Source organism: Nonomuraea sp. NPDC005730, from assembly GCF_040630865.1.
Lineage (GTDB): Bacteria > Actinomycetota > Actinomycetes > Streptosporangiales > Streptosporangiaceae > Nonomuraea.
On sequence record NZ_JBEXYK010000002.1, the window covers coordinates 486,017 to 501,309 of the forward strand.

13 protein-coding genes and 1 pseudogene are annotated in these 15,293 nt (G+C 73.9%); 4 read left to right on the forward strand and 10 right to left on the reverse strand.

Features of this window, described 5'->3' with window-relative positions; translation table 11 throughout:
* Positions 1 to 9 precede the first annotated feature (9 nt).
* From ABZ444_RS04920 to ABZ444_RS04930, 3 genes are all read left to right on the forward strand, one after another.
* Positions 10 to 1,185, forward strand: a complete 1,176-nt coding sequence (locus ABZ444_RS04920; RefSeq protein ID WP_357992755.1) for a bifunctional glycosyltransferase family 2/GtrA family protein — start codon at positions 10 to 12, stop codon at positions 1,183 to 1,185.
* Complete coding sequence (locus ABZ444_RS04925) at positions 1,182 to 3,179, forward strand: glycosyltransferase family 39 protein (RefSeq protein ID WP_357992758.1); 1,998 nt, start codon at positions 1,182 to 1,184, stop codon at positions 3,177 to 3,179. The genes ABZ444_RS04920 and ABZ444_RS04925 overlap by 4 nt, the downstream gene beginning before the upstream one ends.
* Positions 3,180 to 3,253: 74 nt before the next feature.
* Positions 3,254 to 3,871, forward strand: a complete 618-nt coding sequence (locus ABZ444_RS04930; protein ID WP_357992761.1) for a TetR family transcriptional regulator C-terminal domain-containing protein — start codon at positions 3,254 to 3,256, stop codon at positions 3,869 to 3,871.
* Position 3,872: 1 nt separating this feature from the next.
* Here ABZ444_RS04930 and ABZ444_RS04935 read toward each other — a convergent pair whose 3' ends face one another.
* The 4 genes from ABZ444_RS04935 to ABZ444_RS04950 form a co-directional block, all read right to left on the reverse strand.
* Entirely contained in the window at positions 3,873 to 4,139 is a 267-nt protein-coding gene (locus tag ABZ444_RS04935; protein ID WP_352320256.1) for a hypothetical protein, read from the reverse strand.
* A gap of 69 nt (positions 4,140 to 4,208) precedes the next feature.
* Positions 4,209 to 5,060 carry a helix-turn-helix transcriptional regulator gene (locus tag ABZ444_RS04940; protein WP_357992764.1) on the reverse strand — a complete coding sequence of 284 codons (852 nt, stop codon included), beginning with the start codon at positions 5,058 to 5,060 and terminating at the stop codon, positions 4,209 to 4,211.
* A gap of 59 nt (positions 5,061 to 5,119) precedes the next feature.
* Entirely contained in the window at positions 5,120 to 5,380 is a 261-nt protein-coding gene (locus ABZ444_RS04945) for a hypothetical protein (protein ID WP_357964568.1), read from the reverse strand.
* An 86-nt stretch (positions 5,381 to 5,466) separates the two neighbouring features.
* Complete coding sequence (locus tag ABZ444_RS04950) at positions 5,467 to 6,480, reverse strand: phosphotransferase family protein (protein ID WP_357992767.1); 1,014 nt, start codon at positions 6,478 to 6,480, stop codon at positions 5,467 to 5,469.
* Positions 6,481 to 6,621: 141 nt separating this feature from the next.
* Between ABZ444_RS04950 and ABZ444_RS04955 the strand changes: the two genes are divergently transcribed.
* Entirely contained in the window at positions 6,622 to 7,539 is a 918-nt protein-coding gene (locus ABZ444_RS04955) for an ROK family protein (protein WP_357992770.1), read from the forward strand.
* Here the strand turns inward: ABZ444_RS04955 and ABZ444_RS04960 are convergent.
* The 6 genes and pseudogenes from ABZ444_RS04960 to ABZ444_RS04985 form a co-directional block, all read right to left on the reverse strand.
* Entirely contained in the window at positions 7,465 to 9,177 is a 1,713-nt protein-coding gene (locus tag ABZ444_RS04960; protein WP_357992773.1) for an acyclic terpene utilization AtuA family protein, read from the reverse strand. The two genes, ABZ444_RS04955 and ABZ444_RS04960, sit on opposite strands and share 75 nt — an antisense overlap.
* The gene (locus ABZ444_RS04965; protein ID WP_357992776.1) at positions 9,177 to 9,938 is read right to left on the reverse strand and encodes an enoyl-CoA hydratase-related protein; all 762 of its coding nucleotides are present in this window, start codon (positions 9,936 to 9,938) and stop codon (positions 9,177 to 9,179) included. Before ABZ444_RS04965 ends, ABZ444_RS04960 begins: the two co-directional genes overlap by 1 nt.
* A complete protein-coding gene (locus tag ABZ444_RS04970; RefSeq protein WP_357992779.1) occupies positions 9,935 to 11,815 on the reverse strand; it encodes a biotin carboxylase N-terminal domain-containing protein in 1,881 nt (626 codons plus the stop codon). Before ABZ444_RS04970 ends, ABZ444_RS04965 begins: the two co-directional genes overlap by 4 nt.
* Complete coding sequence (locus ABZ444_RS04975; protein WP_357992812.1) at positions 11,812 to 13,344, reverse strand: acyl-CoA carboxylase subunit beta; 1,533 nt, start codon at positions 13,342 to 13,344, stop codon at positions 11,812 to 11,814. Before ABZ444_RS04975 ends, ABZ444_RS04970 begins: the two co-directional genes overlap by 4 nt.
* Positions 13,345 to 13,397: 53 nt before the next feature.
* Positions 13,398 to 14,027 carry a TetR/AcrR family transcriptional regulator gene (locus ABZ444_RS04980; RefSeq protein WP_357992782.1) on the reverse strand — a complete coding sequence of 210 codons (630 nt, stop codon included), beginning with the start codon at positions 14,025 to 14,027 and terminating at the stop codon, positions 13,398 to 13,400.
* 60 nt (positions 14,028 to 14,087) lie between these two features.
* Positions 14,088 to 15,293, reverse strand: a pseudogene (locus tag ABZ444_RS04985) (hypothetical protein); the annotation flags it as partial.

A 15,293-nucleotide genomic window follows, 5' to 3' on the forward strand; every position in this document is an offset into this window, starting at 1 on the left:
GCTGGCTGCATGGAGACAACAGCGGTAAGGACGCGCCTCGTAGAGGTGGTCGTCCCGGTCCACAACGAGCAGCGGGCGCTGCGCGAGAGCGTCGCCCGGCTGCACGCCTACCTCGCCACGACGTTCCCGTACGGCTTCCGCATCACCATCGCCGACAACGCCAGCACCGACGACACCTGGCGGCTGGCCACCGAGCTGGCCCGTGAGCTGCCGCAGGTACGGGCCGTGCACCTCGACGAGAAGGGCCGCGGCCGGGCCCTGCGCCAGGTCTGGTCCACGAGCGAGGCCGACGTCGTCAGCTACATGGACGTCGACCTGTCCACCGACCTGGACGCCTTCCTCCCGCTGGTCGCCCCCCTGCTGTCGGGCCACAGCGACCTGGCCATCGGCACCCGCCTGGCCAGGGCCTCGCGGGTGGAGCGCGGACCCAAGCGGGAGTTCATCTCCCGCTCGTACAACCTGCTGCTGCGCTCGGTGATGGGCGCCGGGTTCTCCGACGCGCAGTGCGGGTTCAAGGCCGTGCGCACGGAGATCGCGCAGGCGCTGCTGCCCGCCGTCGAGGACGAGCAGTGGTTCTTCGACACCGAGCTGCTGCTGCTGGCCGAGCGGCACGGCCTGCGCATCCACGAGGTCCCCGTCGACTGGGTGGACGACCCCGACAGCCGCGTGGACATCCTGCGGACCGCCCTCGACGACCTGCGCGGGCTGGCCAGGGTGGCCCGCAAGACCCTGTCGGGCGCGGCGCGCCTGCCGATGCCCGCCCGGGTGCGGCGGGCCGAGCTGCCGAAGGGGATGGCCAGGCAGCTGCCCAGGTTCGCGATCGTGGGCGTGGTCAGCACGCTGGCCTACCTGGCGCTGTTCTCGATGTCGCGGCAGGTCGTCCCCGCGCAGCTGGCCAACGCGGTCGCGCTGCTGGTCACGGCCGTGGCCAACACGGCGGCCAACCGCCGCTTCACGTTCGGGGTCAAGGGCTCGGGCGGGGCGCTGCGCGACCAGTTCGAAGGCATGATCGCGTTCCTGGTGGGGTTGTCGCTGACGTCGGGGAGCCTCGCGCTGCTGCCCGGCGGGGTCTCGCACGGGGTGGAGCTGATGGCGGTCATCGCGGCCAACGCGGCGGCCACCCTCGTCCGGTTCCTGCTGCTGCGCGTGTGGGTGTTCAACCCCAGGCGCAGGAGCGGGCGGTGACCGCCGTCGCCGCGCCCGCCCGCGCCCGCGCGCTGACCGGTGCCGTGGGCGACCCGCGCTGGTCGCGGCCCGCGATGTGGACGGTGCTGGCCGCCGCCTTCGTCCTGTACGCCTGGGCGCTCGGCGGGGACGCCAACGAGTACTACGCCGCCGCCGTCCTGTCGGGCACGCGGAGCTGGAAGGCGTTCTTCTTCGGCGCGATCGACGCCGGGTCCTTCATCACGGTGGACAAGCCGCCGCTGGCGCTGTGGGTCATGGGGTTGTCGGCGCGGATCTTCGGCTACGGCACGTACAGCATGCTGATGCCGCAGGTCCTCGCCGGCGTGGCGGCCGTCGGGGCGGTGTACTCGGCGGTCCGCAGGTCCTTCGGGCGCACCCGTCAGGGGCACGTCGCGGCGCTGGTCGCGGCCGTGGTCATGACGCTCACCCCGATCACGGTGGCCATCAACCGGGACAACAACCCCGACACCGTGCTCGTGCTGCTGCTGGTGCTGGCGGCCTGGTTCTGCCTGGAGTCGCTGCGCACGGCCCGGCTGCGGCCGCTGCTGCTCGCCGCGCTGTTCGTGGGGCTCGGGTTCAACGCCAAGATGTTGCAGGCGTACCTGGTGGTGCCGGCGTTCGGGGTGGCCTACCTGGCGTGCGCCCGCCACGGCCTGGCCCGGCGGGTGGGCCACCTGCTGGCCGCCGGGGTCGTGCTGGTCGTGTCCAGCGCCTGGTGGATGGTGGTCGTCGACCTCTGGCCGGCCGCCTCGCGACCCTACGTCGGCGGCTCGACCGACAACACGGTCCGGGACCTGGTGATCGGCTACAACGGGCTCGGCCGGATCTTCGGCCAGGACCGGGCCGGCGGCGGGTTCGGCGGCGCGAACTTCGGCGGGCAGGCGGGGGCCGGGCGGCTGTTCAACGACGTCCTGGCCGGGCAGATCTCCTGGCTGCTGCCGTTCTGCGCGGTGGCGTTGGCCTTCGCCGTGCTGCTGCGGGTGCGCGGGACCCCCTTCGACGCGGCCGCCTGGCTGCTCTGGGGCGGCTGGCTGGTCGTGCACCACGCCGTGTTCAGCTTCTCCAGTGGCACGTTCCACCCCTACTACACGACCGCGATGGCGCCCGCCGTGGCCGCGCTGACCGGCATGGGGGCGACCGTGATGTGGCAGGCGTACCGCAGGTCGCGGGGCTGGGCGTGGGCGCTGCCCGCGGCGGTCGCGGTGACCGGCGGGTGGGCGTTCGTGGTGCTGCGCCGTACGCCGGAGTGGCTGCCGTGGCTGGCCTGGGTCGTGCTCGGGGCGACCGCAGTGGCCGTGGCGGCGCTCGTGACAGGAATCCTGACAGGGCTCGTGACAGGGTCCGCGACAGGGCCCGGGACGGCCAGGGCGCGGACGGCGGGCCGGGTGACCGTCGTGGCGCTGGCGGCCGCTCTGGTCGCGGGGCTCGCCGGTCCGGCGGCCTACGCCGTCTCACCGCTGGGGACGCGGGTGAACGGCACCAACCCCACGGCGGGCCCGTCCACGGGCCGTACGGGCGGCTTCGGCGGCTTCGGCGGCCCGCCACCGGTCGGCGAGTTCCCCGGCGGCCGTACGGGCGACCTGCCGGGCGCGGAGCCGCCTCAGGGTCAGCCGGACAGTGAGCCGCCTCAGGGGCAGCCGGGCGCACGGGGCCGCGGTCTCATGGGCGGCGGCGTGGCCGACTCGACGGTGCAGTACCTGGTCGCCAACCAGGGCCGGGCGACGTGGCTGGTGGCCGTGGGCAGCGCCCAGCAGGCGTCCTCGATCATCCTGTCCACCCGCCGCCCGGTGATCGCCATGGGTGGCTTCACCGGCTCCGACCCCGCCATGACCGTCCCCGGCCTCCGGGAGCTCCTCTCCTCGGGACGGCTCAGGTACGTGCTGCCCGGCGGCCGGGGCGGCCCCGGCGGCGGCGACACCGAGGTGACCGCCTGGGTCACCGCCAACTGCGCGGCCGTGGACGGCCACACCGGCCTGTACGACTGCGCCGGCTGACGAGCGGACGGGGGCAAGAGGGAACCGGCAGCGGCCGCGGGGCCCGTCCCCGCGGCGCGCTATAGGCTGATCGGGTGGCGAGTACGACCCGGGCCGATCAGGCCGACCAGCGCAGAGCAGAGCTTCTCGAGGCCACCCGCAAAGTGGTGCTCGAACGCGGCCTGGCCAACACGCGCATCGCCGACATCGCCAAGTCCATCAACGTCAGCGGCGGCCTGATCCACTACCACTTCGCGACCAAGGACGAGCTGATCACCGCCATGCTGCGGGCCACGCTCGACATCGAGAGCGCCCGGCTCAAGGAGCTGGCCGACGGCCCCGGCACGGCGGTGGAGCGCCTCGACCGGGTGCTGCGCTACTACATCCCCGAGTCGCGCTCCGACCAGAGCTGGCTGCTCTGGATCGACGCCTGGAACACCGCGCTGCGCGAGCCCGCGGTCAACGCGATCATGCTGGAGCTGGAGACGGCCTGGCTCGACGCGCTGGCCCAGGTGTTGTCGGCCGGCACCGACGCGGGGGAGTTCGCCTGCGCCGATCCGGCGGGCGCGGCCGAGCGCATCGACGCCATGCTCGACGGCCTGATCATCCGCTACACCCTGCATCCCAACGTGCTCGACAGGGCGCGGCTGCTGGCCCACGCGCGCACGGCCGCCGCCGGGGAGGCCGGCATCGCGGTGGAGCGGTTCGGCTGAGTCAGGCGGGCAGGGCGGCCAGCAGGAAGGCCAGGCGGGCCGCCGCCGACTCGACGTCCTCGGCGGTGCCGAGGCGGTAGCCCCACGACGTGATGTACGCGCCGTCGTCGGAGCAGGTCACCGTCTCGGCCAGGGTGGCGGAGAACCGGTTGCGCACCGACACGTACGCCGGGTCGCTGGCCAGCGCGACATTCTGCACCGAAAGATCGGCGTGACGGCCCGCGTGCCACGCGAACCGCTCAAGGCAGAGCGCGGTATCAAGCATCATGCGTCACCTCCGCAACGTCTCGCGACAGAATTGCACGATCTTGCTGCGGGTGGCAAGCAATTGCTGAGGTTAATGTGGAGTTTGTTGCAGGTATTCGCGAAGAATACGGATGATGACTTCTCGCCCCGGCTCGCCGAACTCCGCCACCTTGGCGTAGTCGTCGAAGGCGCGCACGTAGAAGGCGATGTCGTCGGGGTCGCGCAGCACGAGGTCCTTGGTCATCGTGGCGACGCCCACCATGGCCTCGTTGTAGATCCAGAACCCGTTGATCGGCGCGGACGGCAGCTCGGTGCCGAAGGGGATCACCCCGAAGTCCACGTTCGGCAGCGTGCTGACGGCCAGCAGCCGGTCGAGCTGGCCGCGCATGACGTCGGCGGGGGCCAGCGCGCTGCGCAGCGCCGACTCCGGCACCACGAACCGGAACGTGCGCGTGCGGTCGTAGAGGATCTCCTGGCGCTGCATGCGCACGCGGACGGCCGCGTCGATCTGGTCGGCCGCGCTGTAGAGGCGCTTGACCTTGCGGAACACGTGCCGGGCGTACTCGGAGGTCTGCAGCAGGCCGACGACGATGCCGGGCTCGAAGACGCGGAACAGCTTCGTGCGCGCCTCCAGGTCGCGGATGTCCTCCTGGATGGCGGCCAGGCCGCTGCGGTGACGCTGCTTCCAGTCGTCGTGCCGCTCCAGCAGCGCGATGGCCTGCCTGATGAGCTCGTCGGTCGTGTCGGGCGCGGCCCCCACGGCCTGCGCCCACACGACCACGTCATCCTCGGTCGCCGTCTGCCTGGCGTTCTCCAGGCGGGAGACCTTGGACGGCTGCCAGCGCAGCCGCTCGGCCAGGTCTTTGCCCGACAGGCGGGCGGCCTCGCGCAGCTGGCGAAGCTGGCCGCCGAGGTCGATGCGCGCCTGCTGATAGGACGTCACGCGGCAAGAGGCTAGCTCCGCGGGCACCGATCATGCCAGGCCCAGCCGCGCAATCGTGATCAAGCGGTTGCCGACGGTGTCCCGTCGCTGGTGGGCCGGGCGCCGGCTGATCCGTCGGCCAGGACCCGGCGGGCGATCTCGGTGAGGAGCTCGCGGGGCACCTCGACGGCGGCCTCGCCGTCGAGCACGTCGCGGAGGTCCGCGAGCGCCTCGGGGTCGGTGACGTGAAGTCCCTGGACGACGATGGTGCCGCGATCGGTCTCGTACAGGGTGGGGCAGGCGCCCGCCTCCGAGGTGGAGCCGAGGAACCGCATGCGCATGACGATCCTTTCCCCGAATGCCAGATGCAATTGCGCGCAATTGTACGCATCTGGGCGTCCGGCGTGATCCTTTTCTCGCATCGGGTTCAGCGCAACAAGCCTTGCGTGATGTCGTGGGCGCGGGCGAACAGACCGAGGGTGGTCGCGTGCAGCACGTCGCCGATGTCCCGGGGCGCCTTGCCGGCGAACGCCCGCGCGTGCGTGCCCTCCAGCACGATGCCGAGCTTGAAGCAGGCCAGCACCGCGTACCAGTCGATCGCCGACAGGTCGCGCTCCGACAGCGCCGCGTAGTACGCGACCAGCTCCCGCTCCGAGGGCAGCCCCGGCACGTGCCCGTTGTTCACCGGCCAGGTGGCCAGCAGCCAGCCCAGGTCGAGCAGCGGGTCGCCGATCGTGCACATCTCCCAGTCGACGATCGCCGCCACCCGGGGCCCGTCGAGGGCGAACATCAGGTTGGCGAAGTGGTAGTCGCCGTGCATGATCCCCGGGACGAACGCGGCCGGCCGGTGGCGGGTCAGCCAGTCGGCGGTGGCGTCGAGGCCGGGGATGTCGGGGCCGGGGTAGCCGTCGAGCTCGCCGTAGGAGTCGAGCTCCTTCAGCCAGCGCGGCACCTGCCGGTCGAGGAAGCCCTCGGGACGGCCGAACCCTGGCAGCACCGCCGGATCGACCCGGCCCAGCTCGGCCAGCGCGGCGGCGGCCTCCAGGCCCATCCGGTGCCGGATCGCCGCGTCGGAGGCGTGCGGCTCGGGCAGCCCGGTCGAGGGGTTGAACCCGGCCACCGGCTCCATCAGGTAGAACACCGGCTCCCGGGCGGTCTGCGCGGCCACCAGCCGCGGCGCGGGCACCGCCGTGCCGCTCAGCGCCGCCAGCAGCCGCGCCTCGCGCCGCAGCACCTCGTTGCTCCTGGCCCTGGCATGCAGGGGCGGCCTGCGCAGCACGTACGGCCGGCCGCCGCGTTCGAGGCGGACCATGACGTTCTGGGTGCCGCCGGGGATCGGCGCGACCTCCGTGATCGTCCCGCCCGGCAGCCCCTCGGCGTCCATCCACGCGCCGAGGTCGTCGAGGTCGATGGCGCTGACGTCGATGTGGGTGGAGGCCATGGCCGCCCTTTGGCAGAACGATATTCTGGAGAGCTTCAACCTATGAGAGCCTCCGCAGACCGGTCAACCCAGGGCCGGCATGAACGGCAGGCGGCGCAGCGTCATGGCAGACATGATCCCTCATTGGGGGAATATGGGTGGATGACGTGTGTGGTGGCAGTCGATGTGGGCGGGACAACCCTCAAGGGCGGATTGATCGCCCAGGACGGCGGCATCCTCTACCGGGAACGCCGTCCCACCCCCCGCACCGAGGGGCCGGAACGCGTGATAGCGGCGATCTCCGCCTTCGTCGCCGACCTGAGCGCGCCGCGGACCGTCGACGGTGCCCTGCTTCGTCCGGCGGCCGTGGGCCTGGCCGTGCCCGGCCTGGTCGCGTCCGGGCGGGCGGTCTTCTCGGCCGCGTTCGGCTGGCGGGACGTGCCCGCCGCGGCCTTCACCGACGGGAGGCTCCCCCTCTCCCTCGGCCACGACGTGCGCTCGGCCGGCGAGGCGGAGCTGGCGTACGGATCGGCGGCCCCCGATGCGCTGTACCTGCCCATCGGCACCGGCATCGCCGGAGCCGCCGTCCTGACCGGCTCCCTGTACGGCGGCGCCGCCGGCTGGGCCGGGCAGATCGGGCACATCCCGGTGCGTCCGGGCGGGCTCCCGTGCCCGTGCGGGCAGCGCGGCTGCCTGTCCGCCTACGCCTCGGCCGCCTCCGTCGCCGCCCGCGCCGGCGAGACCTCCGCCGAGGACGTCGTCCGCCGGGCCGCCGCCGGGGACGAGCCGGCCGCCCGCGTGTGGTCGGCGGCCGTGGAGGCGCTGGCGCTGGCCCTGGCCACGTACACGCTGGTGCTGGACCCCGCGGTGATCGTCATCGGCGGCGGCCTGTCGCTGGCCGGGGACGCCCTGCTGACCCCGCTGCGCGCCCGGCTGGCCGCGCGGCTCGCCTTCCGCCCCGCGCCCGAGGTACGGGTGTCGGCGCTCGGCGTGGACGCGGGCCTGCTAGGCGCCGGGCTGCTCGGCCTGCGGGCGCTGGGGGAGCAGGGCGGCGGGCACGTCGACCACCTGGGCGCGTAGCTCCTCGCCCAGGGCCTTGGCCTGCGGATCCATGCGCGGGCTGGCCGCCACGCCCCTGCCCAGCAGCCCGTGCACGACGAAGTTGAGCGCCCTGATGTTGGGCAGCTCGTGCCGCTCGACGCGGTGGGCGGCCAGCTCCGGCAGCAGGGACGTGAGCCGGTCGGCGGTGAGGGTGGCCGCCAGCCAGGCGTACTGCTCGTCGGTCGCGGCCCAGACGCCGAGGTTGGCATCGCCGCCCTTGTCGCCGGAGCGCGCCCCCGCCACCCGGCCCAGAGGCACGCGTACGGCAGGCCCGCCGGGCGGCGCCGGGACCGGCGGCGCGGGCGGCTCGGGGACCGGCCCGCCCGCGGGGACCGGAGGCTCCTCCTGGGCGGGCAGCTCCACGCCGTCCAGGAAGACCCGCGGGCGCACCTGCGAGGCCGGCACCAGGACCGGCCAGTACACCCCGTACGGGGAGGCGTCGCCGGGCGGGGTGAGGCCGTGGAAGCCCGGGTAGCTGGACAGGCCCGTCTCCACGACGGCCGAGGAGAAGACCCGGCCCGCCGTGCGCCGGTCGGCGTCCATGACGGTGATCCGCAGCAGCCCCGCGTCCGTCAGCGTCACGTCCACCTGGTCGAAGGTCTCGCGCGGCACCCGCGCCCAGACGGCCTCCTCGGCGACCCGCGCCTTGGCCTCGACGTCCAGGCCGGTCAGGACGAGCGTCATCGTGTTGCGGTAGCCGGCCGGGTAGTTGACGGCGACCTTGAGCGTGTCCGGCGGCGGCTCGCCCCGCGTGCCGGAGATCAGCACCCGGTCGGGGCCGTCGTCCGAGAGCGTGATCGTGTCGAACCTGGCCACCACGTCGGGGCCCAGGTAGCGCGGGCCGCCCAGCTCGTAGACGAGCTGCGCGGTGACCGTGCCGACCGAGACCAGGCCGCCCGTGCCCGGATGCTTGGTGATCACGGCCGAGCCGTCGGCGCGCAGCTCGGCGATGGGGAAGCCGCAGTGGGCCAGGTCGGGCACGTCCTGGAAGAAGGCGTAGTTGCCGCCCGTGGCCTGGCAGCCGCACTCGATGACGTGACCCGCGACGACCGAGCCGGCCAGCGGGTCGAGGTCGCCGGGGCCCCACCCGTACCGCCAGATGCCGGGGCCGGTGACCAGGGCGGCGTCCGTCACGCGGCCGGTCACCACGACGTCCGCGCCCGCCGACAGCGCGGCGGCGATGGGACGGCCGCCGAGGTAGGCGTTCGCGGTCAGCGGCGCGGCCGGCGCGCGCTCGCCGGTGTCGGCGTGGACCAGGTCGAGCGGGCGGCCCATGAGGTCGTCGCCGGTCACGTGGGCGACCTTGGGGGACAGGCCCAGCCGGGCGGCCAGCTCGTGCACGGCCTCGGCGCACCCGGCCGGGTCGAGGCCGCCCGCGTTCGTCACGATTTTGATGCCGCGGTCGAGGCACGGGCCGAGCACGTCCTCCAGCTGGCGCAGGAACGTGGGGGCGTAGCCGGGGCGGCCCTTGAGCCGGTTGCCGGCCAGGATGAGCATGGTCAGCTCGGCCAGCCAGTCGCCGGTGAGCACGTCGATCGGGCCGCCCTCGACCATCTCCCTGGCCGCCGAGAGCCGGTCGCCGTAGAAACCGCTGCAGTTCGCGATGCGCAGCGCCATCACGGCACCCACTTGGGCGGGCGCTTGTCCATGAACGCCGCGATGCCCTCCTGCCCCTCGGCCGAGGTGAACCGCTCGGCCGACAGCTCGCTCATCCGCCGCAGGCCCTCCTCGAACGACACCGCCGGGACCTCCCGCACCAGCCGCTTGGTGATGGCCAGCGCCTCGGGGCCGCCCCTGGCCAGCATCCCCGCGTAGTGGTGCACGGTCGCGTCGAGCTCGGCCTCCGGGACGGCCCTGGTCAGCAGGCCGATGCGGGCCGCCGTGGCGGCGTCGAACACCTCGCCGGTCAGGAAGTACTCGGCCGCCGCCCGCGGGTCGAGCCTGCGCAGCACGGGCACCGAGATCATGGCGGGCACCACCCCGAGCCGCACCTCGGTGAACGCGAACGACGCCGTGTCCGGCGCGATCGCGAAGTCGCACGCGGCGACCAGGCCGAGGCCGCCCGCGCGGGCCGTGCCGTTCAGGCGGCAGATCACCGGTTTCGGGCTCTCCCAGAGCAGCGTCATGATCTCCGGGAAGGACGCCGTCACCGGCGCGTCCGCGTCGCCGCGCTGCTCCTTCAGGTCGGCGCCCGAGCAGAACACCCGGCCCGTGCCGGTCAGCACGATCACCCGGGCCCCCGGCTCGGCCAGCGCCCAGCGCAGGTGCTCGGCCAGCTCGGCCAGCAGCCGCCTGGACAGCGCGTTGCGGTTGGCCGGCGAGTCGAGCGTGACGGTGGCCACGCCCTCCGCCAGCTCCCTGTGCACCAGGCTCGTCATGTGGTCTCCTCCTGAATGATCGCCAGCACGGCCCCGGCTTCGACCTGCTGTCCCTTCTCGACGCGTACGTCCGACACCACGCCGCCCGCGGGGGCGGCGATGCGATGCTCCATCTTCATCGCCTCCAGCACCAGGACCGGCTGGCCGCGGGCCACCGTGTCACCCTCGGCCACCTCGACCCGCAGCACGCTGCCCGGCATGGGCGCGAGCAGGGAGCCCGGGGCGACGTGCTCGACCGGCTCGGGCAGGCGCGGCACCGGCGTCAGCACGGCCGCGCCCATGGGGGAGTCGACGTAGACGCGCTCGTCGCCGTCGTACCGGGCGACCTGGAACGTCCGCCGCAGGCCGTCGCGTTCCAGGACCACCTCCTCCGGCCGCGCGGAGACCACCGTGACGCCCGCGGGCAGCGGGTCGTAGACGACGTCGGCCTCCTCGAAGCGGGCGCGGGCGGCCTGCGAGCGCACGTTGCGCCAGCCGGTGGGCAGCCCGGCCAGGACGGGGGCGTCGCGCCGGTGCGCGGCGGCCATGGCGAGCGCGGCGGCCAGCGCCGGCAGCGCGCTGTCGCCGGAAGGCGGGGACGACAGCGGCGACAGCGGGCCGCCGGGGGCGAGGAAGGCGGTGTTCGTCTCGCCCGCCAGGAAGGCCGGGCTGGTCACGACGTCCAGCAGCAGGTCGCGGTTGGTGGTGAGGCCGTGCAGCCGGGCCCCGCGCAGGGACGCGGCCAGCTTCCGCGCCGCCGCCGCCCGCGTCGCGCCGTACGCGACGATCTTGGCCAGCATCGCGTCGTAGTGCGGCGACACCTGCGACCCCGACTCGACGCCCGAGTCGACCCGGACGTCCCCCGGCACCTCGAACCGGCGCAGCACGCCCGTCTGCGGCACGTAGGCGGCGTCCTCGGCGTACAGCCGCGCCTCGATCGCGTGGCCGCGCGGCGCGGGCGGCTCGGGCGGCAGCGCCGCGCCCTCGGCCACCTCCAGCTGCAGCCGGACGAGGTCGACGCCGAACACCAGCTCGGTGACCGGATGCTCGACCTGGAGCCGGGTGTTCATCTCCAGGAACGCCACCCGCTCGCCCTTGACCAGGAACTCCACCGTGCCGGCCCCGACGTAGCCGATCCGCCGGGCCGCGCGCACGGCCGCCGCGCACAGCAGCTCGCGGGTGCGCTCCGAGATCCCCGGCGACGGGCACTCCTCGACGACCTTCTGGTGCCTGCGCTGGACGCTGCACTCCCGCTCGCCCAACGCCCACACCGTGCCGTGCCCGTCGGCCAGCACCTGCACCTCGACGTGCCGGGCGGCCTCCAGCAGCGGCTCGGCGAACACGGCGCCGTCGCCGAAGGCCGCCTCGGCCTCCCGCCGCGCCGACTCCACCTCGGCGGCCAGCTCACCGGCGTGCCTGACGATCCGCATCCCGCGCCCGCCCCCGCCGGCGGACGCCTTCACCAGCAGCGGGAACTCGTCCGGCGCGGCCAGGTCGAGCGAGGGCAGCACCGGCACCCCGGCCTCGGCCATCAGCCGCTTCGCCGCGATCTTCGACCCCATCGCCTCGATCGCCTCGGGCGGCGGCCCCACCCACGTGAGCCCGGCGTCCAGCACGGCCCGCGCGAACGCGGCGTTCTCCGACAGGAACCCGTAGCCCGGGTGCACCGCGTCGGCGCCGGAGGCCCGGCACGCCTCGATGATCCGGTGGGCCGCCAGGTAGGTCTCGGCCGGACGGGACCCCGGCAGGCGGACGGCGAGGTCGGCCTCGCGGGCGTGCGGCGCGCCCGAGTCGGCGTCGGAGAAGACGGCGACCGTGGAGAGGCCGAGCGAGCGGCAGGTGCGGAAGACCCGGCGGGCGATCTCGCCCCGGTTGGCCACGAGCAGACGGGTGATCACGGGCGGAACACCCCGAACCCCGCCGCGGGCGGCACCGGCGCGCTGTTGATCGCCGACAGGCACATCCCCAGCACCGTACGGGTGTCGCGCGGGTCGATCACCCCGTCGTCGTAGAGCCGCCCCGACAGGAAGAACGGCAACGACTCCGCCTCGATCTGGGACTCCACCATGGCACGCATCGCCGCGTCGGCCTCCTCGTCGTAGACCTGCCCCCTGGCCTGCGCCGCGGCCCGCCCGACGATCGACAGCACCCCGGCGAGCTGGGCCGGGCCCATCACCGCCGACTTGGCGCTCGGCCAGCTGAACAGGAAACGGGGGTCGTAGGCGCGCCCGCACATGCCGTAGTTGCCGGCGCCGTAGGAGGCGCCCATGACGACGGTCAGGTGGGGCACGGTTGAGTTCGACACGGCGTTGATCATCATGGCGCCGTGCTTGATGATGCCGCCTTGCTCGTAGTCCTTGCCCACCATGTAGCCGGTGGTGTTCTGCAGGAACAGCAGCGGCGTGCGCGACTGGTTCGCGAGCTGGATGAACTGGGTGGCCTTCTGCGACTCCTGGCTGAACAGCACCCCGCGCGCGTTGGCCAGCACCCCCACCGGGTAACCGTGGACCCGCGCCCAGCCGGTGACCAGCGAGGGGCCGTACAGGGGCTTGAACTCCTCGAACTCGCTGCCGTCCACCACGCGGGCGATCACCTCGCGCGGGTCGAAGGGGATCTTCAGGTCCTCCGGGACGATCCCCAGCAGCTCGTCGGCCGGGTAGGCGGGCTCGCGGGCGGGCAGCGGCGCCACGCCCTGCTTGCGCCAGTTGAGCGAGCGCACGACGGCGCGGCCGATGCGCAGCGCGTCGTGCTCGTCCTCGGCCAGGTAGTCGGCCAGGCCGCTGGTCCTGGCGTGCATCTCGGCGCCGCCCAGCGACTCGTCGTCGGACTCCTCGCCGGTGGCCATCTTCACCAGCGGCGGGCCGCCGAGGAACACCTTGGCGCGGTCGCGGACCATCACCACGTAGTCGCTCATGCCGGGCACGTACGCGCCGCCGGCCGTGGAGTTGCCGAAGACCAGCGCCACCGTCGGGACGCCCGCCGCTGACAGCCGCGTCAGGTCGCGGAAGATCCGGCCGCCCGGGATGAAGATCTCCTTCTGCGTCGGCAGGTCGGCGCCGCCGCTCTCGACCAGGTTGACGTACGGGAGCCGGTTGGCCAGCGCGATGTCGGCCGCGCGCAGCGACTTGCGCAACGTCCACGGGTTGGACGCGCCGCCCCTGACCGTGGGGTCGTTCGCGGTGATCAGGCACTCGACGCCCTCGATCACCCCGATGCCGGTCACCATGCCCGCGCCCACCTGGAACTCGCTGCCCCACGCGGCCAGCGGCGACAGCTCCAGGAACGGCGAGTCGGGGTCGATCAGCAGCTCGACGCGCTCCCTGGCGAGCAGCTTGCCGCGCCGGCGGTGGCGCTCGACGTACTTCTCGCCGCCGCCGGCCACCGCCTTGGCGTGCTCGGCGTCGAGCTCGGCCAGCTTGGCGAGCATGGCCGCGCGCCGGGCCAGGTGCTCGGCGCCGTGCGGGTCGAGCCGGCTCCTGATCACAGGGCCTCCTGTCGCGAAGTCGACGTGGGCGTCAGCCCGATGGCCCGCGCCCACAGCCGGGTCAGGTGGTCGACGGCGTCCTGCTCGCCGGCCCGCTCCCCGAGATCCAGCCACACGTGGGCGAAGTGCTCGACCATGCCGCCCAGCATGACGGCCGTCAGCCGCGGGTCGAGCGAGGGGTCGGCCAGGCCCTGCTCCTGCAGCCGGCGCAGCCCCTCGGCGCCGCGCCGGACGAACGCCTCGCGCAGCTCCAGCACCAGCCGCCCGAAGCGGGCGTCGGCGTCGGCGGCGTGCTCCACCATGCGGACCAGGCGCGAGTTGGCCGCCCAGGCCCGCAGGTAGAGGCGGTTGGCGGCCTCGATGCGGGCGTACGGGTCGCCGGCGGCGGCGTCGCCGACCGCGCTCGCCGCGAACATCTCGCCGACCACCGTCTGCGCCACCTCCCCGAACAGCGACTCCTTGGAGTCGAAGTACGTGTAGAAGGTGCCGTGGGAGACCCCGGCCCGCGCGCACACGTCGTCGATCCGCACGGCGTCATACCCGTGCTCCTCGAACGCCTCACGCCCGGCCGCGAGCAACGTGGCCCGGGTGCGCTTGCCACGCAGGGTCAGGGACCTGACGATCACGTCAGTCACCGTAGCGAGCGGGGCGCGCGGAAGGAAGGGGTCCCGCCGCGCGCCGTCACGTCAGGTGCAGTGGCTCCAGCCGGACTTCCAGCTCAGCGAGTTCCACGAACCGCCCCAGATCACGCACTTCTTCACGGCCGCCAGCCGGACCGGGCCCGCGTACGCGGTGAACTTGCCCGGGTTGCCGCCGCTCGCGCCGCCCTGGACCTGGAGGGTGGCGTTCATGGAGACCTTGCCGGGATAGACCAGCTTCGACATCGTGACCACGCAGTTCTTGCCCGCGCCGGTGTTGTAGAGCAGGTAGATCGTGGCCGAGGTGCCCAGCGCGTGCTTGTCGATCACCTTGTAGCCGGAGCCGCAGACGGTCACCACGTTGTAGGTGTTCGGCTTGGGCGTGGCGGTCGGCTTGACGGTGGGCTTGACGGTGGGCTTGACGGTGGGCTTGCTCGTCGCCGGCTTCTTGGCCGGGCCCGAGATCGTGGTCGCGGAGCCGGGGGTCGGGGGTGTGCTCGGCTGGTCCTCGCCGTCGATCAAGCCCGTGGGCTTCTTCTTGGTGGGGGTGGGCTTGGGGGTGGGGCTCTTGGTGGCCGGGTGGGCCGTCGGCACGGTCGTCACCGGGTTCGGGACCGTGATGACCGGTTCCTTGGTGTGCTTGACCTTCTTGGGCGGCTCGGCCTGGCCGACGTCCAGCGTGGGGACGGGCTCGCCGGTGTCCGCCGTGAGGATCGGGTCCGGGGTCACCTCGGCGACCGGCGGCTCGGGCTGCCCGGCGCCCTGTCCGTCGCCGGCGGGGTTCTGGGAGGTGTTGCCGGTGGAGGTCACGGCGACCTTGTCGCTGTTGGCCTGCACCACCACGGCGCCGGCCACCACCAGCAGCGCGGCGGCGGCCGCGCCGGAGAGGGCGAGCGTCAGCGTCCGCCGCTGCTTGTCCGGCGCTCCGCCGGACGACCCGCCCTGCGGACCGCCGGGACCGCCGACCCTGGTCGCCCCCGCGTTCCCCGCCTGGGGGCCACCGGGGTGCCCCACCTGAGGAGCGCCCGGCATGCCACCGTGCGGGTGCCCGTGCGGCACCGCGCCCTGCGCGCCCGGACCGCCCATGGCACCGGCCTGCGCGGCCGGACCGCCCATGCCGTTGGCTTGAGGACCGCCGGGAACGCCCTGAGGACCGCCGCTCTGGGGGCCGCCGGGAACGCCGCTCTGGGGGCCGCCGGGCGTGCCTCCGTGAGGCGCGCCGGGGGCGCCGGGGGCGCCGCCGTGGGGGGCGCC

Coding starts and splice junctions, on each gene's coding strand:
- ABZ444_RS04920 (WP_357992755.1), top strand. CDS start 10: ATGGAGACAACAGCGGTAAGGACGCGCCTCGTAGAGGTGGTCGTCCCG.
- ABZ444_RS04935 (WP_352320256.1), bottom strand. CDS start 4,139: ATGATGCTTGATACCGCGCTCTGCCTTGAGCGGTTCGCGTGGCACGCG.
- ABZ444_RS04945 (WP_357964568.1), bottom strand. CDS start 5,380: ATGCGCATGCGGTTCCTCGGCTCCACCTCGGAGGCGGGCGCCTGCCCC.
- ABZ444_RS04950 (WP_357992767.1), bottom strand. CDS start 6,480: ATGGCCTCCACCCACATCGACGTCAGCGCCATCGACCTCGACGACCTC.
- ABZ444_RS04955 (WP_357992770.1), top strand. CDS start 6,622: ATGACGTGTGTGGTGGCAGTCGATGTGGGCGGGACAACCCTCAAGGGC.
- ABZ444_RS04960 (WP_357992773.1), bottom strand. CDS start 9,177: ATGGCGCTGCGCATCGCGAACTGCAGCGGTTTCTACGGCGACCGGCTC.
- ABZ444_RS04965 (WP_357992776.1), bottom strand. CDS start 9,938: ATGACGAGCCTGGTGCACAGGGAGCTGGCGGAGGGCGTGGCCACCGTC.
- ABZ444_RS04975 (WP_357992812.1), bottom strand. CDS start 13,344: ATGCTCGCCAAGCTGGCCGAGCTCGACGCCGAGCACGCCAAGGCGGTG.